Annotated in this window: 20 protein-coding genes; 6 read left to right on the top strand and 14 right to left on the bottom strand. The window is 71.5% G+C overall.

The genetic code is table 11. The features are described 5' to 3' along the window. The 8 genes from N8J89_RS13060 to N8J89_RS13025 are packed head-to-tail and all read right to left on the bottom strand — an operon-like array spanning position 1 to position 8,231. Positions 1-1,041: a hypothetical protein gene (locus N8J89_RS13060; RefSeq protein ID WP_283664607.1), complete on the bottom strand. Its 1,041-nt coding sequence runs from the start codon at positions 1,039-1,041 to the stop codon at positions 1-3. Beyond that, entirely contained in the window at positions 1,038-1,811 is a 774-nt protein-coding gene (locus tag N8J89_RS13055) for an acetylxylan esterase (protein ID WP_283664606.1), read from the bottom strand. The genes N8J89_RS13060 and N8J89_RS13055 overlap by 4 nt, the downstream gene beginning before the upstream one ends. Further along, positions 1,808-2,752, bottom strand: coding sequence for an acetylxylan esterase (locus N8J89_RS13050; RefSeq protein WP_283664605.1), 945 nt, complete (start codon positions 2,750-2,752; stop codon positions 1,808-1,810). Before N8J89_RS13050 ends, N8J89_RS13055 begins: the two co-directional genes overlap by 4 nt. Beyond that, complete coding sequence (locus tag N8J89_RS13045; protein ID WP_283664604.1) at positions 2,749-3,837, bottom strand: ABC transporter ATP-binding protein; 1,089 nt, start codon at positions 3,835-3,837, stop codon at positions 2,749-2,751. The genes N8J89_RS13050 and N8J89_RS13045 overlap by 4 nt, the downstream gene beginning before the upstream one ends. A gap of 8 nt (positions 3,838-3,845) precedes the next feature. Then, positions 3,846-4,730 carry a carbohydrate ABC transporter permease gene (locus N8J89_RS13040; RefSeq protein ID WP_283664603.1) on the bottom strand — a complete coding sequence of 295 codons (885 nt, stop codon included), beginning with the start codon at positions 4,728-4,730 and terminating at the stop codon, positions 3,846-3,848. Then, positions 4,727-5,620 carry a carbohydrate ABC transporter permease gene (locus N8J89_RS13035; protein WP_283664602.1) on the bottom strand — a complete coding sequence of 298 codons (894 nt, stop codon included), beginning with the start codon at positions 5,618-5,620 and terminating at the stop codon, positions 4,727-4,729. Before N8J89_RS13035 ends, N8J89_RS13040 begins: the two co-directional genes overlap by 4 nt. Further along, the gene (locus N8J89_RS13030) at positions 5,617-6,915 is read right to left on the bottom strand and encodes an extracellular solute-binding protein (protein ID WP_283664601.1); all 1,299 of its coding nucleotides are present in this window, start codon (positions 6,913-6,915) and stop codon (positions 5,617-5,619) included. Before N8J89_RS13030 ends, N8J89_RS13035 begins: the two co-directional genes overlap by 4 nt. Further along, positions 6,915-8,231: a winged helix DNA-binding protein gene (locus N8J89_RS13025; RefSeq protein ID WP_283664600.1), complete on the bottom strand. Its 1,317-nt coding sequence runs from the start codon at positions 8,229-8,231 to the stop codon at positions 6,915-6,917. The genes N8J89_RS13030 and N8J89_RS13025 overlap by 1 nt, the downstream gene beginning before the upstream one ends. Positions 8,232-8,415: 184 nt before the next feature. Between N8J89_RS13025 and N8J89_RS13020 the strand changes: the two genes are divergently transcribed. Then, on the top strand, positions 8,416-8,691 hold the full coding sequence (locus N8J89_RS13020; protein WP_283664599.1) for a PLD nuclease N-terminal domain-containing protein: 276 nt from the start codon (positions 8,416-8,418) through the stop codon (positions 8,689-8,691). Here the strand turns inward: N8J89_RS13020 and N8J89_RS13015 are convergent, their stop codons facing one another. Further along, the gene (locus tag N8J89_RS13015; RefSeq protein ID WP_283664598.1) at positions 8,692-9,633 is read right to left on the bottom strand and encodes a pirin family protein; all 942 of its coding nucleotides are present in this window, start codon (positions 9,631-9,633) and stop codon (positions 8,692-8,694) included. Further along, positions 9,633-9,941, bottom strand: coding sequence for a GNAT family N-acetyltransferase (locus N8J89_RS13010; protein ID WP_283664597.1), 309 nt, complete (start codon positions 9,939-9,941; stop codon positions 9,633-9,635). Before N8J89_RS13010 ends, N8J89_RS13015 begins: the two co-directional genes overlap by 1 nt. A gap of 57 nt (positions 9,942-9,998) precedes the next feature. On the opposite strand from N8J89_RS13010, the gene N8J89_RS13005 reads away from it, so the two are divergent. Continuing rightward, on the top strand, positions 9,999-10,472 hold the full coding sequence (locus N8J89_RS13005; RefSeq protein WP_283664596.1) for a MarR family winged helix-turn-helix transcriptional regulator: 474 nt from the start codon (positions 9,999-10,001) through the stop codon (positions 10,470-10,472). Positions 10,473-10,475: 3 nt separating this feature from the next. On the opposite strand, the gene N8J89_RS13000 is transcribed toward N8J89_RS13005, so the two are convergent. Further along, a complete protein-coding gene (locus N8J89_RS13000) occupies positions 10,476-11,360 on the bottom strand; it encodes an LLM class F420-dependent oxidoreductase (RefSeq protein WP_283664595.1) in 885 nt (294 codons plus the stop codon). A gap of 119 nt (positions 11,361-11,479) precedes the next feature. Between N8J89_RS13000 and N8J89_RS12995 the strand changes: the two genes are divergently transcribed. After that, positions 11,480-12,046, top strand: a complete 567-nt coding sequence (locus N8J89_RS12995; RefSeq protein ID WP_283664594.1) for a TetR/AcrR family transcriptional regulator — start codon at positions 11,480-11,482, stop codon at positions 12,044-12,046. A gap of 275 nt (positions 12,047-12,321) precedes the next feature. After that, on the top strand, positions 12,322-14,910 hold the full coding sequence (locus N8J89_RS12990; RefSeq protein ID WP_502868486.1) for a glycoside hydrolase family 3 protein: 2,589 nt from the start codon (positions 12,322-12,324) through the stop codon (positions 14,908-14,910). Between the two features lie 93 nt (positions 14,911-15,003). Here N8J89_RS12990 and N8J89_RS12985 read toward each other — a convergent pair whose 3' ends face one another. Both N8J89_RS12985 and N8J89_RS12980 read right to left on the bottom strand, forming a co-directional pair. Beyond that, a complete protein-coding gene (locus tag N8J89_RS12985) occupies positions 15,004-15,699 on the bottom strand; it encodes a ubiquinone/menaquinone biosynthesis methyltransferase (RefSeq protein ID WP_283664592.1) in 696 nt (231 codons plus the stop codon). Between the two features lie 36 nt (positions 15,700-15,735). Next, complete coding sequence (locus N8J89_RS12980; protein WP_283664591.1) at positions 15,736-17,028, bottom strand: MFS transporter; 1,293 nt, start codon at positions 17,026-17,028, stop codon at positions 15,736-15,738. 142 nt (positions 17,029-17,170) lie between these two features. Here N8J89_RS12980 and N8J89_RS12975 point away from each other — a divergent pair, with 142 nt between their 5' ends. Further along, on the top strand, positions 17,171-17,935 hold the full coding sequence (locus N8J89_RS12975; protein ID WP_283664590.1) for an IclR family transcriptional regulator: 765 nt from the start codon (positions 17,171-17,173) through the stop codon (positions 17,933-17,935). 1,715 nt (positions 17,936-19,650) lie between these two features. Here the strand turns inward: N8J89_RS12975 and N8J89_RS12970 are convergent. Beyond that, on the bottom strand, positions 19,651-19,998 hold the full coding sequence (locus tag N8J89_RS12970; protein ID WP_283664589.1) for a hypothetical protein: 348 nt from the start codon (positions 19,996-19,998) through the stop codon (positions 19,651-19,653). Positions 19,999-20,603: 605 nt separating this feature from the next. On the opposite strand from N8J89_RS12970, the gene N8J89_RS12965 reads away from it, so the two are divergent. Further along, positions 20,604-22,667: a tetratricopeptide repeat protein gene (locus N8J89_RS12965; RefSeq protein WP_283664588.1), complete on the top strand. Its 2,064-nt coding sequence runs from the start codon at positions 20,604-20,606 to the stop codon at positions 22,665-22,667. Positions 22,668-22,756 lie beyond the last annotated feature (89 nt).

Genomic DNA, 22,756 nt, shown 5'->3' with positions numbered 1-22,756 from the left:
TCAGCGCCGCAGCACCCGCCGCACCGCCGTGAGCACCGGCTCCACCTCGTCCTCGGCGACGGTCTGCGGGTTCAGCGCGATCGCCTGCTCCCCCAGCATGCCCACCGCCACCCTCGGGTCCCCGGCCAGCAACCCGGCCACCACCCGGTCCCGATTCGGTCCAATGTGGACGATCACCCTGGAGTGCGGCTGTCCGGCCTCACTGGGATAGCCGCGCTCCACCCCCGGGATCCCGGCCAGCCCGGCCAGCCACCGGTCCACCACCGCCTCGTACCCGGCCAGCACCGACGTCTCGTCCTGGGCGAGGGTCCACTCCACCGCCGCCAGCAGTCCGAGCAGCTCTTCCTTGCCCACCTTCATCCCGCGCCCGACCCCGTGGTGCGGCGAGCCGTTGACCCGGCAGCCCTCGATCACCGACCGCCTGCCCAGCACCAGCCCGGAGGACTGCGGTCCGCGCAACCCCTTGCCGCCGCTGACCACCACCGCCGCCGCCCCCAACTCCACGGTGTGCCGCCACAGGCTGGCGATCGGCGGGATCTGCGCCGCCGCGTCCACGATCACCGGCACCCCGGTGGCCACCGCCTCGGCCAGTCCCGGTGCCCCGTCGGCGAACCGCGGCCCGGCGTACCAGAGCACCGCCGCGGTGCGCGGCCCGATCTCGCTGCTCAGCTTGGCCCCGGTGAGCCGCACCGCCTCCTCGTATCCCTTGCGCTGCGCGGGGAACACCACGACCTCGTCCCGCGCGAGCCCACTGGTGTCCGGCAGCCGCATGGCCAGGTCGAGGTCCGTGCCGACCAGGCAGGCGGCGACGGCGTGCACGGTCCCGGCCCAGGCCCCGCAGGTGACGTACCCGGCTTCGTTGCCGGTCAGCTCGGCGAGCCGGTCGCCGACTTTGCGTTGCAGTTCGGCCAGATCGACGAAGTGTCGTCCGGCCTCGGTCATCGCGGCCGCCACCGGGGGTGCGAGCACCGAGCCGCCGAGTGCGGTCAGGGTGGCGGCGGCGTTGATCACCGGCCGGATGCCGAGGTCCTGGTAGGTCATCGCGGGACCAGGTCGAACTTCGACATCGGGGCCACGCCGAGCTGCCCGGCCAGCCAGGAGTCCAGTGCCGCGTCGTCCACCGCGTCCCGGTGCGTGAGCTGGTGGTCCCTGCCGACGCGGAGGACGTTGGCGGTGATCGACCCGGCGTGCCGGTCGGGATCGAAGAAGGAGCGGGTGTGCCGGATCCGTTCGGCCTGGTCCGGGTGCAGGCGCAGGTGGTCGGCGATCTCGGGTTCGACCTCGGGTGGCCCTGAGCTGCGCACGGCGGTGAACCGGGGCCGGCGGGCCGCGGTGAGCAGGGCCAGGTCGTCGCCGGTGACCGCCACCCTGGCCGGGTCGGCCTCGGGCCGGTTCAGCAGGAACTCCGCGCCACGCAGGCAGTCGGCGACTATTCCCCGGTACACAAAGGACAGTGGGTCCTCGATGCCGAGGGTGGCCAGGCCGGGGTAGGCGGCCTGGAAGGGCTCGTCGGCCAGGCGCTGGCCGCGGTGCATCACGGTGAAGGTGAGGTAGCGCAGCCGGTCCCGGTAGTGCGGCGGCTGGTTGACGCTGCCGTAGCGCGGGGTCTCCAGCACCGCGGGGAACGGGCCGCCGCCGGTGGGCACACTGAGGTAGCCGAAGATCCGGTACGGGCCGATGCTGGTCAGGCGCACGTCGTAAGCGGTGAAGTCCACTGTGGACCGAGCGGGGACCGGGGTGAGCACCGGGCTCGCCGGGACCTCGGCCAGTTCGGCGTCCACGGCCTGCCAGTAGGCGTCGAACTCGGTCATGCCACCGCCTCCGGGTTCAGGTGCCGGGCGAGGAACGCCTCGAACTTCGCGCGCACCCAGTGCAGTCCGGCGTGGTGCGCGCAGCCCTCGTAGGTGTCCAGGACCTTGTCCCCGCCCAGTGCGCGGAACACCGCGAACCCGGTCTCCGGCGGGCAGACGTCGTCCGCCAGGCCGAGGTAGACGTAGGAGGGGCAGCGCACCAGCGGGGCGAAGTTCATCCCGTCGTAGTAGGCCACCGAGCGCTGGATGGCCTCGGCGTGGCCGGGGTGCGCCCGCAGGTACTCGGTGATCTCCTCGTACGGATAGGAATGGGTGAGCTTGGTGGCCTCCCAGATGCCACACAGGTAGGGCGCGCCCGCGGCGAAGCAGCGCACCAGGTCCGGGCGCAGTGCGGCGCTGATGATGCCGAGTCCACCACCCTGGCTGGAGCCCTGCACGCCGATCCGCTGCGCGTCGACCTCGGGGCGGGCGGCGAGCACGTCCAGGGCGCGGATCACATCGGCGTAGAAGCCGCGGTAGCCGTAGGTGTGGTGGTCGACGATGTGGTGGGTGAGCAGGCCGGGGTAGCCGGGGTTGACCACGGCGTTGGAGCGCAGTTTCCCGCGCGGGGCAACGGAGATGGTGGCGTAGCCCAGCTCGGCCCAGCGCCGGGGCACGTCCGGTTCGCTGATGTAGCCGGGGATCGTGACCAGACCGGGGAAAACACGGCCTTCCGCGCGCGGCACCGCGTACCAGGCGGCGACCTCGACGTCCTGGTAGCTGGTGTAGCGCAGGTCGAACACCGCCACCGTGTCGGTGGACAGCGAGGGCAGGTGGGCCAAGGTGGGGATGGGGTCGGGCAGGCTGTCCAAGGTCCGGGCCCAGAACTCGGTGAAGTCCGGCGGTGTGGGCACGGTGATCATCGCGTTGGCCGGGTCGCGGGCCGTGTTGGTGGCGGTCACGGTCGTCCTCTCATCAGCGCGCGGCCGTCCTCGGTCGCGAACAGGTGGATCTCGGCCGGGTCGAGTCCGAGGTGCACGGAGCTGTCCTGGCGCAGCAGGAACGGCGCGGGCACCCTGGCCTTGACCAGGGTGTCGCCGACCTCGACGGTGACCAGCACGTCGGAGCCGAGCAGCTCGGCCACGAACACCCGCCCCGGCAGATGACCCGGCCTGGGCACATCGGCGATCCGCACGTGCTCCGGCCGGATGCCCAGGTCCACCGCGCCGGTCGGCAGGCCGGCGGCGGCCGGGGGCAGGTCGAGCACCACTCCCCCGCCGCGGAACCGGCGCACCCCGTCCTCGTCGCGGACCTCGCCGGAGAGCAGGTTCATCGGCGGGCTGCCCATGAACGCGGCCACGAACCGGTTGGCCGGGCGCTGGTAGATCTCCTCCGGCGGCGCGCACTGCTGGAGCTTCCCGCCGGCCAGCACCGCGATCCGGTCGGACATGGTCATCGCCTCGACCTGGTCGTGGGTGACGTAGATGAAGGTGCGGGCCAGGTCGGCGTGCAGGCGTTTGATCTCCGCGCGCATGTGCACCCGCAGCTGGGCGTCCAGGTTGGACAGTGGCTCATCGAGGAGGTAGGCCCCGGCCTCGCGGACGATGGCCCGGCCCAGCGCGACCCGCTGCCGCTGCCCGCCGGAGAGCTCGCGGGGCTTGCGGCCGAGCAGGTCGGTGATGCCCAGCGCCTCGGCCGCGGCCCGCACCTTCTCCGCCACCACCGGTTTGGGCACCCGCATCATCTTCAGCGCGAACCCGATGTTCTGCTCCACCGTCCGATGTGGATAGAGGGCGTAGCTCTGGAACACCATGGCCACATCGCGCTTGTTCGCGGGCAGGTAGCCGACGGGCTGGTCGTCGAAGTAGATCTCGCCACCGCTGGGCCGTTCCAGGCCGCAGATCATCCGCAGCGTGGTGGACTTGCCGCAGCCGGACGGGCCGACCAGGGTCAGGAACTCCCGGTCCCGCACGGTGAGGGTGAGGTCGTCGACGGCGGTGGCGCGGCCGAACTCCTTGCGCACCGCGTCCAGGCGTACCTCGGCCATCGGCCCTCCTATCCCTTGACCGAACCGGCGGCCATGCCCGACACGATGAGCCGCTGGAAGATGAGCACCAGCACCAGCGGGGGCAGCACGGCGAGCACGCCGGAGGCGGCCATCACGGTGAACTGGGTGTTGAGGTCGGTGGCGAAGTTGGCCGCGATCACCGGCATGGTCTTGGCCGCGGTGGTGCTGGTGAGGAACAGCGCGAACATGAACTCGTTCCAGGCGGTCATGAAGGAGAACACCGCGGCGGCGACCAGTCCGGGCGCGGAGATCGGCAGCACCACCGACCACATGGTGCGCAACCACCCGCAGCGGTCGACCCTGGCCGCGTCCTCCAGTTCCCGTGGCACCGCGCGGAAGAAGTCCTTGAGCACCCAGATGGTCACCGGCAGCGCGAAGGTGGTGTAGGACAGGATCAGCGCCCAGTAGGTGTCCAGCAGGTCCAGCTGCCGCATCAGCAGGTAGAACGGCACGATGATGGCCACCCCCGGCACCATCCTGGTGACCAGGTACAGCATGAGCAGCACCCGGCTGCCGCGGAAGCGGATGCGGGAGAAGGAGTAGGCGGCGAAGACCGCGAGCAGCAGGTTGAGCAGCGCGGTCAGGGTGGCCACCAGCAGGCTGTTGCCCAGTGCGAACGGGGTTTCCTTCACCGCCCGCGAGCCGACCAGGGCCTGCGCGGCGGTGGGGTCGGCGAAGGCGCGGTAGTTCTCCAGGGTCGGATGTTCCGGGATCCACCGCGGGGGCAGGGAGTTCGCGTCGGCCTCGGTCATGAAGCTCATCGCGACGATCCAGTAGAACGGCAGCACCAGGTAGGCGGCGAAGACCAGGGCCAGCGCGGAGACCAGGATCTTGCGCCAGGGGATCCGGTAGCGGAGCGGGACTTTGGTCATACCTCGAAGCTCCCTCGCCGGTAGAGCAGCCCGACGTAGCCGACCGAGATCACCATGGTGATCAGCGTGATCACCCAGGCGTAGGCGCTGCCGAGGCCGACGTCGGTGTAGCCGAGCACGCGTTGCACGGTGAGCAGGGCGACGGTGCCGGTGGCGTCGCCGGGTCCGCCGCCGGTGAGCACGTAGATGGTGTCGAAGGCGCGGAAGGCGTTCATCGTCTCCAGGATGAGCACGATGAGCAGCGGGTGCAGCAGCCAGGGCAGGGTGACCTCGCGGAAGCGCTGCCACGGCCCGGCCCGGTCCACGGTGGCCGCGTCGTAGAGCTCGCCGGGAATGGTGGACAGCCCGGCCAGCAGGATGATCACCGCGAACGGCAGGGTGTTCCACACCTGGGCGAAGGCGGTGAGCAGGAACGCGCCGGTGGCCGAGGACAGCCAGGCCTGGTACTCCTCGATCCAGCCGAGGTCGGTGAGCAGTCCGTTGAGCGCGCCGGTCTTGGCGTCGAAGACGGTGCGCCACATGAGTCCGTTGACCACGCCGGGCATCGCCCACGGCAGCAGCACCAGGCTGCGGAGCACGCCGCGGCCGAAGAAGGTCTCGTTGAGCACCAGGGCCATGGCCAGGCCGAGCAGCACGGTGGCGCCGACCACGGTGAGCACGAACAGCGCGGAGACCGCCAGCGAGCGCAGGAACGCGGGATCGTCCACAAGGGACAGGTAGTTGTCCAGGCCGATGAACTTGCGCACCGAGGGCTGGGCCAGGTTGTCCCGGTGCAGGCTCACCCAGAACGAGTAGCCGATCGGGTAGGCCACCAGCAGCAGCAACGCCAGCAGCGCCGGTGCGTTCATGGCGTAGCCGCGGGCGGTGTCGCTCCAGGGCCGGCGGCTCACGAGTACCTCCGGGCGAGCAGGCCCGCGCTGTCATCCAGTGCGGCAGCCGCCTCGGCGGCGTCGCTCTGGTCGGTGAGCAGCCGCTGCATGGTCTTCTGCATGCCGTGCTCGTACTCGGCGTACCAGGGCACGGAGAGCACGTTGCGGGACTTGGCGATCGCGGCGAGTCCGGAGTAGACAGTGGGGTCGGTGAACCGGGCCAGCTCGGTGGTGATCTCCGGATCCCGTTCCAGGGCGCGGAAGGCGAAGCCGAGGCCGCGTGTGAGGAACCAGAACCGGGCGGTGACCGGCACGCCTTGGTCGTTGTAGCCGCCGAGGTAGCGCAGCAGCCGGTAGGCCTGCTCCTTGACCTGGGTGTGTGCGGCCAGGCAGTACATCCTGGTGTTGCCCACGGTGCCCAGCCGCCGCCCGTCCAGGCTGGGCACATAGCCGAGCTTCGCCCGTCCGGCGATCTTGGAGCGGGCCGGGTCGTTGTAGGCGCGCACGGCGTAGCGGGCGCCGATGGTGAAGGCGTACTGCCCGGCCATGAACGCGTTGTCCAGCGGCACCGGGGTCTGTTGCAGGGAGGCGGGGTCGATGACCTTGCTGACGGTGGCCGCACGCCGCACCCAGTCCAGCACCGCGCGCACCGCCGGGTCGCCGGCGGCGTTGGGGCGCAGGTCCTCGGTGAACGGGGTGCCGCCGCTGGCGTAGAGCAGCGACCAGGTCCAGCTGGCCCAGGTGTCGGAGAGCTGGGCGGGAAACCCGATGGGATAGCGCAGGATCCCGGCCTGTCTGATCCGCAGCGCCTGGGCCTCCAACTCGTCCAGGCTGGCCGGTGGGGTGCTGATCCCGGCCTTGGCGAGCAGTTCGGCGTTGTAGAGCAGGCCGTGCGAGTCGGTGTAGTAGGGCAGCCCGTAGCGCTTTCCCTGGTAGGTCAAGGCTTTCGCGTTCGACTCGTACAGCCCCTGGTACACCTCGTCCACGCCGGGCAGCCCGTCCAGGGGTTGCAGGTACCCCGCCTGCGCCCAGCTGGCCAGGGAGTCGTCGTAGCAGTACAGCGCGTCCGGCCCGTTGTCACCGGTGAACTCGGCGACCACCTTGCGCACGTACTGCGAACTGGTGATCGGCGTGTACTCGATCCGCAGGTCCGGGTTGGCCTTGCCGAAGCTGTCCAGGTTCTGCTGCACCAGACCCGCCTCGTAGTCCCAGCCCTCGAAGCGCACCGCGCCGGTGCGCGCGCGGGCCGGGCCGCAGGCGCCGAGCAGGGGTAGCGCGGCGGCCGCGGTGAGCAGGGTGCGGCGGGAGGTCCCCATCACAACTCCCTTCCCGAGACCGCCTCGACCGCGTCCCCGATGGCCAGCCGGTACAGCCGGGTCGGGCGGCCCTTGCGGTGGTTCTGCGCGGTGCCGTCGGACCGGACCAGCCCGGAGGCGAGCAGCTTGCGGATCAGCCTGCGCCCGCTGGGATCGGTGATGCCCAACGAGTCGGCCAGGTCACTGGGCGCGATCGCCTTGCCGTGCAAGGTCTTCTCCAGCGCGGCCAGCCGGGACAGGGTGACTGTGCTGAGCCCCGCGCCGCGGGCCAGGGCCTCCAGCTCGGCGGTGTGCGCCCGGTAGGCGAAGGCCAGCGCGGGCTGGGACCGGCCCATCGGCCCGATGATCACGCCGCTGTCCTCGATGAGGTAGCCGCAGGAGACGCCCTCGGCCTCGGCGCGGGCGGCGGCGCGTTCGGCCAGCAGCACGCAGTTGCGGGCCGAGGCGCCGACCCCGAAGCCCGCCACCACCCGGAAACCCAGCGCGGTCTCGGCGTGGCCGAGGACGGGCACCGACACCCAGTGGTCGGTGATCCGCTCGAACAGCGCGTGGTGGGCGAAGACCACCACGCCGCGCCGGTCCCGGTTCTCGATCCAGGCGTCGGCGAAGTCGCTGGTCTGCACCAGCAGGTTGAGCAGCCGCACCCGGGCCCGGTCCAGGTCCACCGCACCGTCCCTTGTGGACAGTAAGAAGACCCCGGCGGTGAAGCGCTGGGCGTTGGCCCGCTCGGACTCGATGCGCAGCACCAGCTCGTGCAGCCGGGCCCGGATGGTGGAGACCACCTGGTCGGTGGTGACCAGCCGGGTCCCGCCCAGCTCTCGGGCCACCGCGGTGCGCAGGGTCAGCACGCAGGCTCCCGGTTCCTTGTCCTGGAACTCGCGGTGGAAGGCGGTGATCTCGGTGGCAGAGCTGGTGGCGGCGTAGGGCAGCACGGCGATCCGGTCGCGGTCGGCGCCGAGCGCGGCGGCGACCTCGTCCACGGTCTCGGTGTCGAAGGTGTCGATGCTGGCCGGGGTGAGCGGCCAGCCGCGGGCCTGGGCGCGGCAGAACATCAGCGCCAGGTCGAGCGCGACCGGCTTGGTGACCGCGATCTGGAGCTCGGGTGGCAGCAGGTCGCGGCATTCGGTGTAGGGCACCAGCCCCAGCAGCAGGCCGTCGATGTGCTGGCCGGCCAGGAGTTGGGCCACCGCGGGCCGGATCTCGGCCTCCCGCTGGTAGGTGACGAACTCCAGCCGGACCCCGGAGAGCGTGCGCGCGGCCGCGCGGAAGGCCGCCAGCCCGTGGGCGTGGAAGACCAGCCCCAGCACCGTTTCCATCGCCCACCTCGCCGCCAGTGTTGCGCACCAGGTTCGTAAATGGTTCGTTTGTCGCGGTGGCCAGAGCGTAGCCAGCCGGGCGCGGACGGCGACAGCGCCGATCGAGGGGTTGCCCGGCCACTCGTTCGGTTGATCTTGGCGGTCAGGGCGGGCCAGACCGGGGTGGCGGCCCTACCTTCCGGGCATGTCGCTCACCGTGCTCGCGCAAGACCGCCCAGACGACACCCTGGACCGCATCCTCGGCATCGTCTTCGGCGTCACCGGCGGGATCCTCGGGATCCTGTACCTGCTGCTGTTCATCTTCGCGCTGATCTCGATCCTGCGGCACCAGCGGCTGACCGGCGGCGGCAAGTTCCTGTGGATCGTGGTCGCGCTGGCCTACCCGTTCCTGGGCAGCCTGGGCTGGTTCATCTTCGGCCGCTCGGCCAAGCTGGTGAAGCAGGACGGCTACACCGGCTAGTCAGCGGCGGCGGGGAGTCAGCCGGACGGTCGGCAGGGCCGGGGCCGGGATGCGCTCCCCGTGGTGCGCCGCGATCACGCCGAAGCGCACCGGGTCGGGGGACTCCCAGGCTTCGCGGGCGGCGGCGATGTCCTCGTGCGTGCGGCCGACGAAGTTCCACCACATCACCAGGTCGTCCGGGAACGGCACGCCGCCGAGCAGCACCAGCCGCGCGCCGGCCGCGCTGTCGATCTCCAGGTGCTCGCGGTCCAGGCCGAGGTAGAGCAGCGGCCCGGCGGCCAGCTCCACGCCGTCGATCCGCACCGTGCCGTCGACGACCAGCACGGCGTGCTCGAAGTCCGGGCGCAGCGGCAGCATTCCACCGCCGGGCGCGAGGGTGACCTCGGCCCCCACCAGCTCGGTGTAGGTGGTCGCGGGCGAGCGCACGCCACCCAGCTCGCCCATGAACACCACCGCCTCGGCGCCATCGCCGGTGTACCGCGGCAGGTCGAGGTGCTGCTCGAAGTGCGGGGCCACCTCGGCACTGGCGGCGGGCAGCGCGACCCACAGTTGCAGCGCGTGCAGCAGCGGGTCCGCGCCGACGGAGAACTCCGAGTGCGCGATGCCGTGCCCCGCGGTCATCAGGTTGAGCTGCCCGGGGCGCAGCACCACGTCGGAGCCGACGGTGTCCCGGTGCCGGATCTCCCCGGCCAGGGGCCAGGTGACGGTCTGCAGCCCGGTGTGCGGGTGCGGCAGCACGGTCATCTCCAGCCGCTGCGGGCCGAACTCGTCCAGGAAGCACCAGGCGCCCACGGTGGAGCGGGCCCGCTGCGGCAGCACCCGGCGCACCCGCATCGCGCGCAGCCCGCCCAGCGGCACCTCCCTGGCTGCCAGCAGCTCGGTCACCGCCCCGGGTCCGGCGTGGCAGGGGGTGATCTCGGGTGTGGCGTCCAGGTTGCTCATCACGCCTGCCCGGGCCGGGCCACCCGGCCGCTGAAGTCCGGGTGGCGGCGCAGGTAGCGGTCGATGAACGGGCACAGCGGCACGATCTCCCGATCGCGCCCGGCCGCATCGGCCAGCGCCCGCTCGGCCAGCACGCTGCCCAGGCCCCGGCCGCCGAAGGCGTCGAAGACCTCGGTGTGGGTGAAGTAGGTCCGCCCGTCCCGCTCCTCGTAGGCGGCGAACCCGGCGAGCTCGCCGTCCACGGTCACCTCGTACCGGTTCGCCTGTTCCGCCCGGTGCACCTCGACAGCTGCGTCCTGCTCGGCCATGCCCCGACGCTAACCAGCCCTGGTTTCCATGTCAACCAGATCGGTATAGTGGTCACCATGGCAGGTGATCCCTGGTTGGACGAGGAGCAACAGCAGGCCTGGCGCGGCTTCCTGGCCATGCAGACCCGGCTGCAGTCGCACCTGGCCCGCGAGCTGCAACGGCAGAGCGGTCTCTCCGACGCCGACTACGCGGTGCTGGTCGGCCTGTCCGAGGCGCCCCAGGGCAGGCTGCGCCTCAACGAGCTCGGCTGCGAGCTGCGCTGGCAGAAGAGCAGGCTGTCCAAGCAGATCAGCCGCATGCAGGAGCGCGGCCTGGTGCTGCGCGAGGAGTGCCCCACCGACGGCCGCGGCGCCTTCGCCACCCTCACCGCCAAGGGCAGGGCCACCATCGAGGCCGCCGCGCCACTGCACGTGCGGGAGGTGCGCCGCTACTTCGCCGAGGCGCTGACCCCGGCCCAGCTGAACGCGCTGACCGAGATCTCCGCCGCGGTGCTCGCCCGCCTGGCCGAGGCCGAACCCCCGCCGGCCTGAGGCTCAGCCCAGCTCGGCCAGCTTCGGGGCCAGCGGCACGCACCGCCGCTCGATCCACTCCGCCGGGCTGCCCTGCCCCGGCGGCACCAGGATCACCGTGCTGATGCCCAGCTCGGCGTAGACCGCCAGGTCCTTGGCAGCCTGGTCCAGGTCGCCGTCGTTGAGGGCCTCGCTGCGGTAGAGCATGGTGCGCTGCACCTCCGCCGGGTCCCGACCGAGGTCGGCGCAGTGCGCGTCCAGCACGGACAGCTTGTGCGCGACCTCCTCCGGCGAGGTGGCGAACAGGTTGCAGGCGTCGGCGTACTGGGCGACCAGGCGCAGCGTCTTGCGCTCGCCGCCACCGCCGATGAGCACCTTCGGCCGCGGGGAGCTGAGCGCGGGCGGGGAGTTCAGCGTCTCGGCCAGCTGGAAGTGCCTGCCCTGGAACGGCCCGTTGTCCGCCGGGTCCCACATCTGGCGGCAGATCCGCAGCGTCTCTTCCAGCCGCTCGAACCGCTCGGCGGTGCTCGGGTACGGCACGCCGAGGCCCCGGTGCTCGCGGTCGTACCAGGCGGCGCCGATGCCGAGGAAGGCGCGGCCGCCGGAGAGCACGTCCAGGGTGGTGACGATCTTGGCGAGCAGTCCGGGGTGGCGGTAGGTGACGCCGGTGACCAGCAGGCCCAGCCGGGCGGAGGTGGTGTGCGTGGCCAGGAAGCCGAGGGTGGTGTAGCCCTCCAGCATGGGGTGCTCGGCGCGGCCGTTCTGCTCCATCTGGAAGTAGTGGTCCATCACCGAGAGGGTCTCCGCGCCCGCGGCCTCGGCGGCCCGCCCGGTGGCGGCCAGCTCGGCGGCGAGCCCGGCCGGGTCCTCGGGGTGGTTGAAGGTGGTGAGGTGGATGCCCAGTCGCATGCCCCCGACGCTAGACCTTGGAGCGCACTCCAGGTCAAGTCCACAATGGACTGCACCCGCCCGGCTGGCAACCAACCGTTCTGTTGACAAAGGCGACGGCAGGCTGTTTCCCTGCGCGCGTGGCACGCGATGCGGAACAGACCAAGAAACGCCTCCTGGACGCGGCAATCGCCGAGTTCGCCGCCTACGGCATCGCGGGCGCCAGGGTGGACCGGATCGCCGAGCAGGCCAAGGCCAACAAGGCGATGATCTACTCCTACTTCGGCAACAAGGAACAGCTCTTCGACGCCGCCTACGACCTGCTGGTCACCGGCACCGTGGACGCGGTCCCGATCGACCCCGAGGACCTGCCCGGCTACGCGGGCCGCCTGTTCGACCGGTTCTGGCAGTCGCCGGAGGTGGTGCGCCTGTCCGCCTGGCACCGCCTGGAGCGCGGCGCGGAGGGCCCGCTGCCCGAACAGGTGCTGCGCGCGCACCGGGACAAGATCGCCGCCATCGCCGCCGCCCAGGCCGAGGGCAGACTGCCCGGCCACATCCCGGCGGCCGGGCTGCTGAGCCTGGTGCTGGTGCTGGCGACCATGTGGACCGCTGGCAACCCCGACGCCGCCTCGACCAGGTTCGTCACCACCAAGAAGGCGCGCCGGGAGACGGTGACCGAAGCCGTCCGGCAACTCGTGCGCCTCTGAACGCAACCGCGCGATTCGGACACCCCGGACACGCTGCGGGTTCACAAAGGTGATCAAGCGCTAGTCCGAATGCGCAGGCAGCCGCCTGCGAGAGCGCTTCCACGAAACCCTTGACACGGATGTCAGCTGGCGGTGAGGATCGGCGCGGCTTTCCCAGGCCCGCGCCGTAACACTCCGCAACTTCCGCCTCAAGGAACGGATCGTTCATGGCAAGAAGATCGTCGGTTGGCTCTCGCGCCTGTCGGATCGGACTGGCCGTGCTGCTCGGGGTCAGCATGGCCGGCGGCATCGCCAGCGCCACGCCGGAGCCGGAGGCCACCGCAGGAGCCAAGCAGCCCGTGGTCGGCAAGCCCGACCTCGGCTGGGACGGCTGCGCCCGCATCCAGGACAAGCTGCCCGCCTTCGCCGACTGGCCAAAGGTCAAGAGCAACATCGGGCGCAACGCCGCGGACGAGCGGCGGATCGCCACGATGGTCGCCGGGATGACGCTGGCCGAGAAGGTCGGCCAGATGACCCAGCCGGAGATCGCCGCGATCACCCCGGCCGAGGTCAAGGAGTACGGCATCGGCACCGTGCTCAACGGCGGCGGCTCCTGGCCCGGCAAGAAGAAGAACGCCACCGTCAAGGAGTGGCTGGACCTGGCCGACGCCTACTGGCAGGCCTCCAAGTCCTCTCGCACCAAGATCCCGGTGATCTGGGGCATCGACGCGGTGCACGGCAACAACAACGTCTTCGGCACCACCGTCTTCCCGCACAACATCGGCCTGGGCGCCGCGCAGGACCCGTGCCTGGTCCGCGAGATCGGCGAGGCCACCGCCGAGCAGGTGCGCGCCACCGGCCAGGACTGGGCGTTCGCGCCAACCCTCGCGGTGGTCAAGGACGACCGCTGGGGCCGCACCTACGAGGGCTTCTCCGAGGACCCGCGGATCACCCGCGCCTACGGCTACGAGGCCACCAGGGGCTTGCAGGGCAACAACCCGCGCGGCATCGGCTCCGACGGGGTGATCGCCACCGCCAAGCACTTCATGGGCGACGGCGGCACGAACAAGGGCAAGGACCAGGGCGTCAACTCCTCGGCCAAGGCCGACATGATCAACACCCACGGTCAGGGCTACTACGGTTCGCTGGCCGCGGGCGCGCAGAGCGTGATGATCTCGTTCAACAGCTGGACGAACGAGGAGCTGGGCATCAAGGAGGGCAAGCTCCACGGCTCCAAGCTGATGGTGGAGGAGGTCCTGAAGAACAAGATGGGCTTCGACGGCCTGGTGGTCTCGGACTGGAACGGCCACGGCCAGGTCGAGGGCTGCACCAACGCCAGCTGCGCGCGGGCGGTGAACGCGGGCATCGACGTGTTCATGGTGCCGCACGACTGGAAGGCCTTCATCACCAACACCATCGCCCAGGTCAACAGCGGCGAGATCCCGATGGCGCGCATCGACGACGCGGTCACCCGGATCCTGCGGGTCAAGCTGCGCTCGGGCCTGTTCGAGGCGAAGAAGCCGTCGGAGCGTGAGCACGCGGGCAAGGCCGATGCCCAGCGCGCCAAGGAGATCGCCCGCGAGGCGGTGCGCAGGTCGCAGGTGCTGTTGAAGAACGACAAGCGCGTGCTGCCGCTCTCGCCGCGGTCGAAGGTGCTGGTGGTCGGCAAGAGCGCGGACAGCATGCAGAACCAGACCGGCGGCTGGACGCTGACCTGGCAGGGCACCGGCAACACCAACGCCGACTTCCCCAACGGCACCACCATCCTCGGCGGGCTCAGGGGCGCGCTGGGCGAGGCGAACGTGACCTTCAGCGAGAAGGCCGACAACGTCGACCCGTCGAAGTTCGACGCGGTCATCGCGGTCATCGGCGAGACCCCCTACGCCGAGGGCACCGGCGACATCGGCAAGCGTTCCCTGGAGGCGGCCAAGCTGTTCCCGGAGGACCTTGCCGTACTGGACAAGGTCGCCGGCAAGGGCGCGCCGGTGGTGACGGTCTACGTCGCCGGGCGTCCGCTGCACGTGAACAAGGAGCTCAACCGCTCCGAGGCGTTCGTGGCGGCCTGGCTGCCGGGCACCGAGGGCGCGGGCGTGGCGGACATGCTGGTGCGCGGCAGGCACACCGGTCTGGGCTACCAGGGCAAGCTGTCCTACTCCTGGCCGAAGGCGGCCTGCCAGACGCCGCTGAACGCCGAGCAGAAGGACTACGACCCGCTGTTCAAGTACGGCTACGGCCTGCGTTCCTGGGAGACCGGCAACGTCGGCAAGCTGGATGAGACCTCGCCAGAGAGCTGCTCCCCGCCCGGTGGCGGCACCGCGGAAGAGGACCTGGAAGTGTTCGTGCGCAAGGACATCGCGCCGTTCAAGGGTTACCTCGGGTCGCCGGAGAACTGGGGCGGCACCGAGATCGGCCCCGACGGCACGGCCGCGCACGCCTCGATCGCGGTGGAGCCGACCGATGTCAGCGTGCAGGGCGACGGGCTCAAGACCACCTGGAACGGCACCGCGCCCGGCCAGCTGTACATGCAGGCCCCCGCACCCGGTGAGGACCTGCGCGGGTACGGCAACGCCAACGGCGCGCTGGTCTTCGACGTGATCGTGGGCAAGGCCCCGGCCAGCCGCACGGTGATCTCCACCCACTGCGGCTATCCCTGCCAGGGCGAGGTGGCGGCGACCAAGCTGTTCACCGACCTGCCGGTGGGCCAGAAGCAGACGGTGAAGATCCCGGTGTCCTGTTTCGCGGAGAAGGGCCTGGACCTGGAGGCGGTCAACACGCCGTTCCTGGTCTACACCGAGGGCGCGTTCCAGGCTTCCTTCGCCAACGTGCGCTGGGTGCCCAAGGCGGCCGGTGATCCGGACGCCCGCAAGTGCGGCGATCTCACCTAGCGGCAACGGATGTCGCGGAGCCCCGCCTGCCGGACCGGTAGGCGGGGCTTCGTCGTCGCAGCTGCTCCTGTCGGATGTGCGCGGTCAGCCTGCTCAGCGCGGCGCGGTGCCCACGTGCAGGTGCACGGCTCCCCCGGTCAGCGGCCGCCAGGCCACCCGTTCCCAGCCCGCCGCGGTGATCTGCTCGCCGAGCCGGGGCGGGGTGTGCCAGGCCTGGATGGACTCGGCGAGGTAGCGGTAGGCGTCGGGGTTGCTGCTGACCCTGCGGGCGATCAGCGGCACCACGTGCCGGAGGTAGGCGGTGAACAGCGCGCCGTTGAGCGGTGTGGGCGGGATGCTGAACTCGCAGACCACCAGCCGGCCGCCGGGCCGGGTGACGGCGAGCATCTCGCGCAGCGCGGCGGCCACGTCGCCGATGTTGCGCAGCCCGAAGGAGATGGTCACCGCGTCGAAGCTGCCCCTGGCGAAGGGCAGGGCGTGCGCGTCCGCGGCGACCCTCGGCAGGTCCGGATGCCGCCGCCCGGCCACCCCGAGCATGCCCAGGGACAGGTCGCAGGCCACCGCCTGCGCGCCGGCGGCGGCCAGGGCCGCGGTGGAGGTGCCGGTGCCGGCGGCCACGTCCAGCACCCGCCTGCCCGGACCGGCATTGGCCGCCGCGGCCATCTCCCGGCCCCAGGCGTCCATCCGGCCCCACCACAGGCGGGCGCGGGTGCGGTCGTAGCCGTCGGCGACCTGGTCGAACATGGCCGACACCTGGCTGGTCTGCTTGTCGAGGTTCGCGCGCACCATGGCCACCAGCATGCCAGTGGCGGCCCCGCGCCTTGATCACGCCCGCGCGGCCCCCGGCGAGGCCTCCCGGCTGGCCCCAGGCGCCTCCGCCTCCACCGCCGCCGACCCGGCCTCCGGTGCGGCCCCGCGCCCGGTCACCGCGGCCACCGCGACCGCGGCCAGCAACCCGAACACCGCGAACAGGTAGAACCCCCACGGGTAGGCGACCCCGGCCGAGACCAGCCAGCCGCCCAGCAGCGGTCCGGTGATGCCGCCGATCCGGCCCATGCCCGCGGTCCAGCCCAGTCCGGTGGCGCGCGCGTGCGGCGGGTAGATGTGCTGGGTGTAGGCGTAGATCAGCACCTGCGCGCTGAAGACGAAGCACCCGGCCAGGAACACCACCACGTAGAGCCCCAGCGTCGGCATCCGCAGGCTGAACAACGCCAGGAACACCGCCGCGCCGACGAACCAGCCGATCACCGCCTTGCGCACCCCGGTCCGGTCGGCGACCCGGCCCGCGACGAGCAGTCCGACCACCGCGCCGACGTTGAGGGTGAGCAGCAGCCCGAGCGCGTCGCCGAGCGGATACCCGGCCTGGCGCATGATCTGCGGCAGCCAGGTGTTGAGCCCGTAGACCAGCACCAGCCCGAGGAAGGTGCTGACCCAGAACGCGATGGTGGCCCGCAGCAGCCTGCCCTGGAACAGCGAGCGCACCGCGTTGCCCGCCGCGGCGGTGGTCGACCCGGCCGCGGCGCGGGCCCGCTCGAAGCTGGCCGACTCGGGCAGGTACCGCACCATCAGCGGCACCAGCACCAGCGCCGGCAGCGCCCCCGCGACGAACATCGCCCGCCACCCCAGCTGCGGGATCAGCAGCAACCCCAGCAACGAGGTCAGCACCGCCCCGGCGTGGTAGCCGGTCATCACCAGCGTGGTCGCGCTGCTGGCCCGCCCCCGCTCGGCGTTGGTCTCCGCGACCAGGCTGATCGCGGTCGGCAGGCACCCGCCGAGCCCCAGCCCGGCCAGGAACCGCAACGCGCCGAAGATCAGCGCCGAGGGCGCGAACGCGCACAGCAGGGTGCACAGCGAGAAGATCGTCACCGACAGGATGAGCGTCTTGCGCCGCCCGATGACGTCGGTGACGGTGCCGATGGCCAGCGCGCCGATCATCATCCCGACCAGCCCGGCGGTGGAGACCGCCGCGCCGGTGCCCGCGGTCAGGCCCCAGACCTGCTCGCCGAGCAGCACGGGTAGCACGACACCCAGGACCACCAGGTCGAACCCGTCCAGCAGGACCGCGGTCCAGCAGAGGGGTTGCACCCATTTGCCGTGCGGGTTTCCAGTCTGCGTCACGGGGGCTCCTTCGCCAGGCCGTCCGAGGGTTGCGCAAGCCTAGGAACGCGGACGGAACGGCTACCACGGTAGTCTTCCACTCACCGGAAAACCCCAGCCCACCCCCGCCAGTTTTTCTCTAGCAGACCCCGCGGAGTCCACAATGGACAGTCAACCGCCACGCTCGGTCACCCTGCGCGCCCTCACCCTGCTCGCCACCTTCACCCCGGCCCACCCTCGCCAGACCCTCTCCGAGATGTCCCGCCGAGCCGGCCTCCCCCTGGCCACCACCCACCGCCTGCTCCGCGACCTGACCGACTGGGGCGCGATCACCAAGGACCCCGACGGCGGCTACCGGATAGGCCTGCGCCTGTGGGAGCTGGGCATGCTCACCCCCGCGGTCAACCGCCTCCGCGAAGCAGCGCTGCCGTTCATGCAGGAGCTCTACGAAACCACCCGCGAGAACATCCACCTGGCCGTCCGAGCAGGCGACGAGGCCCTGTACGTGGACCGCCTCAGCGGCCACCGCTCAGTAGCGATCATCTCCCGAGCAGGCAGCCGCCTCCCCCTGCACGCCACCGGAGTGGGCAAGATCCTGCTGGCCCACCAGGACCCGGACTTCATCCACCGCTTCTGCACCACAGCCCCAGCCAGATGCACCAAGTACACCATCGTCGAACCAGGCCGCCTGCTCCGCGAACTCACCGAGGTCCGCCGCCGCGGCTACGCCCTGACCTCCGAGGAAATGACCCTGGGCACCTGCTCGGTGGCCGTCCCCGTCCGCGACGCTGACGGAACAGTCCTCGCCGCCCTGGGCATGGTCCTGCACACGGTCCGAGCCGACCTCGCCAAACAAGCCCCCGCCCTCCAAACCGCGGCCCAGGGAATCGAACGAAGACTGGCAGCCGGGGAGGAGGACTGGACCTAGCGTCAACCACAGGCGTCACACCCCATTGAGTCCGGTGACCGGGTGGCACCGCCACTCACGAACGAGCGAATCCCCAGACCCAACTCGCCACCCGCGCCTACCCCCGCCACCCACGCCTGCCCAACAGCCACGGCCGACCCATCCCCACGCCAGTCCCCGGAGCACCTCCGAACTCGCGCTACCTGCAGCCGCTGCCCCCCTCACGGCCACCTCCCCCAGACCGCGAACCCTTTTTCGGCACGCGAACGCTTCCCCAACCTCTGCCAGACTCGCCCCAGCACGCCACTTGACCACCGGAAACACGTACTCACAGCCCAAGAACAAGGACCGCCAGACCACCACCAGCCACCCAAGATCAAGACGGAAAGCAACCTTTTCGGCCCGAAAAGCGTTCCGCAGAGGAAGCGGAGGCGCGGGCGGGGAAACAAGCGGGCCAGCGACGGCCCACCCGGCCACCGATCAGACCAAGCCAGCCAGCCCAGGCCAGCCATCCAGACCAAGCCAGCCCAGCCCAGGCCAGCCACCGAGCCCAGCTCAGCCGAGCACCCCCAGCCCAGCCGAGTGCCCAGCCACCCCAGCCCTCGCCTGGCGCGACCGGGCCACCGGCCGGCGCGACGTGGCCACCCGCACAGGCCAGCCGGGCGACCCGGGCGATCTTGGCCGCGGCGCGCAGCCGGACGGTCCTGGCGCGCGGATAGGCGCGGGCACGCGACCGGGTCAGCGTGACGCTCCGAGCGCGCGGAGCCACGTGTCCAGGCAGCCGTCGGGCGTCGGCGTCGGACCCGAGAGCACACCGGCGATCAGGAGCGACGCGCGCGAGCGTCTTGCCCGTTGCCGCCCCGTCGAGCGAGCAGCAACGCCGCGAACCTGGCGACAGCGGGGCAACGGTCGAGACAGCGCGGGAAGCCAACGAGGCGTCGACGAAAGAGCCGCCGCAAGCGCCGGTCGCATGAGGGGATCTCGCGCCCTTCGGGGCGACCAGCACGAGCGACGGACGACCACGAACCGGCAGCGGGCTGGCCCAACGCAACCGGCACCGGGCTGGCAGGACGCGTCCGAGGCGGGGCGATGGCATCCGCTCCCCGTCTGCCACACGAACGGGCGAAGTCGAGCGGCCACAAGGACATCCCCAACGCTGAGCGACGACCGCGACCGCCGCCAGCCATCGAACGCGCTGACGGCGGATTTCGCTTGCGGCAGAAGCGTCTCGCGTCTCCGGAGCCCGCCGCCACCCCGCTCGCGGCGGCACGCGGCGCAGCGCATCACGGACCCGGCACGAGTTCGTCAGCGACCGACACCGGCTCGGCGCTGGCGCTGACATCGGGCCAATCGCCAACCGGCGGAAGACAGCGGCGGCGGCAGACAGGCAGCAACCGGCGGAAGGCAAGCGGAAGCGACCGTCCCATGTGGACAGTTACCCCAACGTGGGCAGTCACCCCGACCCAGCGAGCGGCTCGGCCGATGCCGGAGTGGTCCGGCACCAGCCAACGCCGCACGGCTTCGCCGGGGCCAGTGGCCGGGTGACCGGCAAGTGGCCCCGAACGGGTGAACCTGAGGTGCTTGATGTGCTGGGTGACCCGATCGGGGTAGTCCTGCGCCCCCGGGTCGCGGCCTGAGGAAGATCAGGTGATCTTGGCGCGACCGCTAGCGTCCTCGGCGGTGCGATGCCCGTCGAGGGGAAGTTCCCGACCCGCCAACGGGTCAGGGCTGGTGGATCAGGACCTCACCGAGTTGGCGTCGGCCTCGGCGCGCAGGACTTCGTCCAGGCGTTCAAGGAACAGCTCGAAGCTGATCTCCGGCGGGAGGACGTCGTCCTCGCCGGTCAGCTCCACCTGCGGAAACTCGTCGACGGGCAGATCGACGCGGTCATCTACCGGCTGTGCTGGCTCGCGCTCGAGCGCGAACAGGTCCTGCTGCCCAGTGGTGGTGTTGGACGGTTCGGTGACCGTGGCCTGACTCCCGTTCGCACTTGCCGGGCCGTGCGCGATGCGTGGCATCGCGGCCCGCCAGGTGACCTTCGAACTGGTGATACGGCTTCGCCGAACCGGGTGCGGCGTGAACACGAACGTCTCCGTTCTGGCCAGTTGAGAAGTACCCCCACAGAGAGGGTAACGAATCGGAGAAGAATACTGCTAATAGGACTCGGCCACTCGACTTCCGATGGGTTGCCGCGAGCCGGTTCTGCCGGTCGCACCCATCATGATCAGCAACTTTCGCCCTCGCCGGAGCAGCGGCGTTGCCGTTGGCGCGCAGACGCGAGCGCCGTTGCGAAGCCGTGCTGAGGCGTTCGTCACCGCACTTTCCGAAACGGTCGCGGTACGGAAAAGGCGGTACATCGAAGCACCCGTTCGGCCCAACGAAGTTGTGCGTTCTCCGGACACCCATACGGATATCGACGACGAGGACCGCCGATCGGGAGCGACCGGCTGACCGCCGGCGCGGCCGCCGCGAGACAGTCCCAGCGCCGACGGTGTCCACAATAGACAGACGACTCGATGCCATCGGATTCGAGCCCGATTTGTTCCGTTTGTCGCGCACAAGCGCGGCGACCCCAAGTATGCGGACCGCCCAGCAACTCGTGTTGACACACCCATTAGCGTGACTGCCATCACTCGTTCGCGAGTGGTGGTTGTACAGGTAAATCGCCTGGTAGCAGGGGGCAGGACACGTGAACAGGAATGCGCTCACCGGAGGGGTGCGGGGTGGCGCGGCGATGGTGGGGCAGGTCCACGGGGGCGTGCACTTCCACGGGGCCGCCGGGGCGTCGACCGCGGAGCCGCGCTGGCCGAGGCGGTACGGGGTGGTGCCGCCCCGGGCGGACTGCTTCCAGCCGCGCGCGGAGGGGACGCGGCTGGCCGAGCTGACCGAGCCCGCGGCCAGGAACGCGACCGGAAGCGGGAGCGGGAACGGCCCGGGTGCCGAGGGCGGGAACCGGCCTGGTGCCGATCATGGCCACGGGGCTGGGGCCGCGGTAGTGCTCTCCGGTCCCGCCGGGGCCGGCAAGACCCAGCTCGCCGCCGACCACGTCCGCCGCCTCTCCGGCGACCTGGACCTGCTCGTCTGGGTGACCGCGAACTCCCGCGAGGCGGTGATCGCCGCCTACGCCTCCGCCTACGCCGACCTGACCGGCTTCGGCGGTGGCGCGGAGCTCGCCGCGGAACGCTTCCTCGCCTGGCTGGCACACACACCGCGGCGCTGGCTGGTGGTCCTGGACGACGTCCGCGCGCCGGCCGACCTCAACGGGCTGTGGCCGCCGGGCCCGGTGCTGGCCACCACCCGCCGGCGGGACGCGGCACTGCGCGGCGCGGGACGCCGGATCCTGGACGTCGGGCTGTTCAGCGCCGCCGAAGCGGCCGCCTACCTGGCCGCGAGGTTCGCCGGGACCCCGCGCCTACTAACCGGGGCGGACGGCCTCGCCGAGGACCTCGGCCGGCTGCCGCTGGCGTTGGCGCAGGCCAGCGCGTACATCATCGACCAGGACCTGACCTGCGCGCAGTACCGCGCGCGGCTGGCCGACCGGCGGCGGCGACTGGACTCGTTGCTGCCGGAGCGGGACGCGCTGCCCGATGAGCACCTGGCCACGGTCGCCGCGGCCTGGTCGCTGTCGGTCGAGCGCGCCGACCGGCTGGAACCGGCGGGGCTGGCCCGGCCGCTGCTGACCGTGGCCAGCGTGCTGGACCCCAACGGCGCGCCGGAAGCGGTGTTCACCAGCCCGGCCGTGCTCGAGCACCTCGGCGAGATCGTCGGCAGACCGGTGGACGCCGAGCAGGCGCGCACCGCGCTGCGCGGGCTGCACCGGATGAACCTGGTGACCCACGACCCCGGCACGCCGCACCGCGCGGTCCGGGTGCACACGCTGGTGCAGCGAGCCGCGCGGGAGGAGCTGGGCGAACGCCTGCCCTGCTGGGCGAAGCTGGTCGCGGACGCGCTGCGCCAGGTGTGGCCGCCGGTGGAGGAGGACCTGCCGCTGGTGCGGGCGCTGCGGGCGAACACCGCGGCGCTGCACCGGCACACCGCGGGCCAGCGCTGGACCGCCGAGCACGAGCTGCTCTTCCACGCGGGCAACAGCCTCGGCGAGAGCGGGCAGGTCGCCGCGGCCACCCGCTGGTTCCACCGGCTGCACCGGCTCACCCGGCAGTTGGTCGGCGCGGATCACCCGAGCACGTTGACCGCGCGGCACAACGCCGCCTACTGGCGCGGCGAGACCGGTGACGCGGCGGGCGCGGTGCGGGAGCTGGAGCGGGTGCTCGCCGACCAGGAACGGGTGCTCGGGCCACGCCATCCGCACGCCCTGACCACCCGGCACAACATGGCCCGCTGGCGTGGTCACGCCGGTGAGCACGCGCGCACCGTGCCCGAGCTGGCGGCGGTGCTGCGCGAGCAGGAGCGGGTCCTCGGCGCGCGCCACCCGGACACCCTGACCACCCGGCACGACCTGGCCCGCTGGCGCGGCGCGACCGGCGACGCCACGACCGCGGTGACCGAGCTGGAACGGCTGCTGCGGGACCAGATCTTCGCCCTCGGCCCCTGGCACCCGAACACGCTGACCACGCGGCACAACCTGGCCCGCTGGCGCGGCCACGCCGGTGATCCGGCGGCGGCGGTGACCGAGCTGGCCAGGGTGCTCGACGACCAGGTGCGGGTGCTCGGGCCGTGGCATCCGAACATCCTGATCACCTGCCACAACCTGGTGCACTGGCGGATGGTCCTGGACGGCGCCGCCGCGCTCTGAACTCCGCTGCCGCGCGACCGGTGTTCGGCCAACCGGGTCACGGCGATCGCCCAGGTTGATCACCACGGGGTATCAGCGGCTCCACCGGC

The sequence above is a fragment of the Crossiella sp. CA-258035 genome (assembly GCF_030064675.1).
In the GTDB taxonomy this organism is placed as follows: domain Bacteria; phylum Actinomycetota; class Actinomycetes; order Mycobacteriales; family Pseudonocardiaceae; genus Crossiella.
The sequence above is the reverse complement of the archived record's forward strand: the minus strand, read 5'-3'. Positions and strand labels throughout refer to the sequence as shown.

Coding starts and splice junctions, on each gene's coding strand:
- N8J89_RS13020 (WP_283664599.1), top strand. CDS start 8,416: ATGTCGCTCACCGTGCTCGCGCAAGACCGCCCAGACGACACCCTGGAC.
- N8J89_RS13010 (WP_283664597.1), bottom strand. CDS start 9,941: ATGGCCGAGCAGGACGCAGCTGTCGAGGTGCACCGGGCGGAACAGGCG.
- N8J89_RS13055 (WP_283664606.1), bottom strand. CDS start 1,811: ATGACCGAGTTCGACGCCTACTGGCAGGCCGTGGACGCCGAACTGGCC.
- N8J89_RS12985 (WP_283664592.1), bottom strand. CDS start 15,699: ATGGTGCGCGCGAACCTCGACAAGCAGACCAGCCAGGTGTCGGCCATG.
- N8J89_RS12990 (WP_502868486.1), top strand. CDS start 12,322: ATGGCCGGCGGCATCGCCAGCGCCACGCCGGAGCCGGAGGCCACCGCA.
- N8J89_RS12975 (WP_283664590.1), top strand. CDS start 17,171: ATGGACAGTCAACCGCCACGCTCGGTCACCCTGCGCGCCCTCACCCTG.
- N8J89_RS13045 (WP_283664604.1), bottom strand. CDS start 3,837: ATGGCCGAGGTACGCCTGGACGCGGTGCGCAAGGAGTTCGGCCGCGCC.
- N8J89_RS13025 (WP_283664600.1), bottom strand. CDS start 8,231: ATGGAAACGGTGCTGGGGCTGGTCTTCCACGCCCACGGGCTGGCGGCC.
- N8J89_RS13005 (WP_283664596.1), top strand. CDS start 9,999: ATGGCAGGTGATCCCTGGTTGGACGAGGAGCAACAGCAGGCCTGGCGC.
- N8J89_RS13040 (WP_283664603.1), bottom strand. CDS start 4,730: ATGACCAAAGTCCCGCTCCGCTACCGGATCCCCTGGCGCAAGATCCTG.
- N8J89_RS13060 (WP_283664607.1), bottom strand. CDS start 1,041: ATGACCTACCAGGACCTCGGCATCCGGCCGGTGATCAACGCCGCCGCC.
- N8J89_RS13000 (WP_283664595.1), bottom strand. CDS start 11,360: ATGCGACTGGGCATCCACCTCACCACCTTCAACCACCCCGAGGACCCG.
- N8J89_RS13030 (WP_283664601.1), bottom strand. CDS start 6,915: ATGGGGACCTCCCGCCGCACCCTGCTCACCGCGGCCGCCGCGCTACCC.
- N8J89_RS13015 (WP_283664598.1), bottom strand. CDS start 9,633: ATGAGCAACCTGGACGCCACACCCGAGATCACCCCCTGCCACGCCGGA.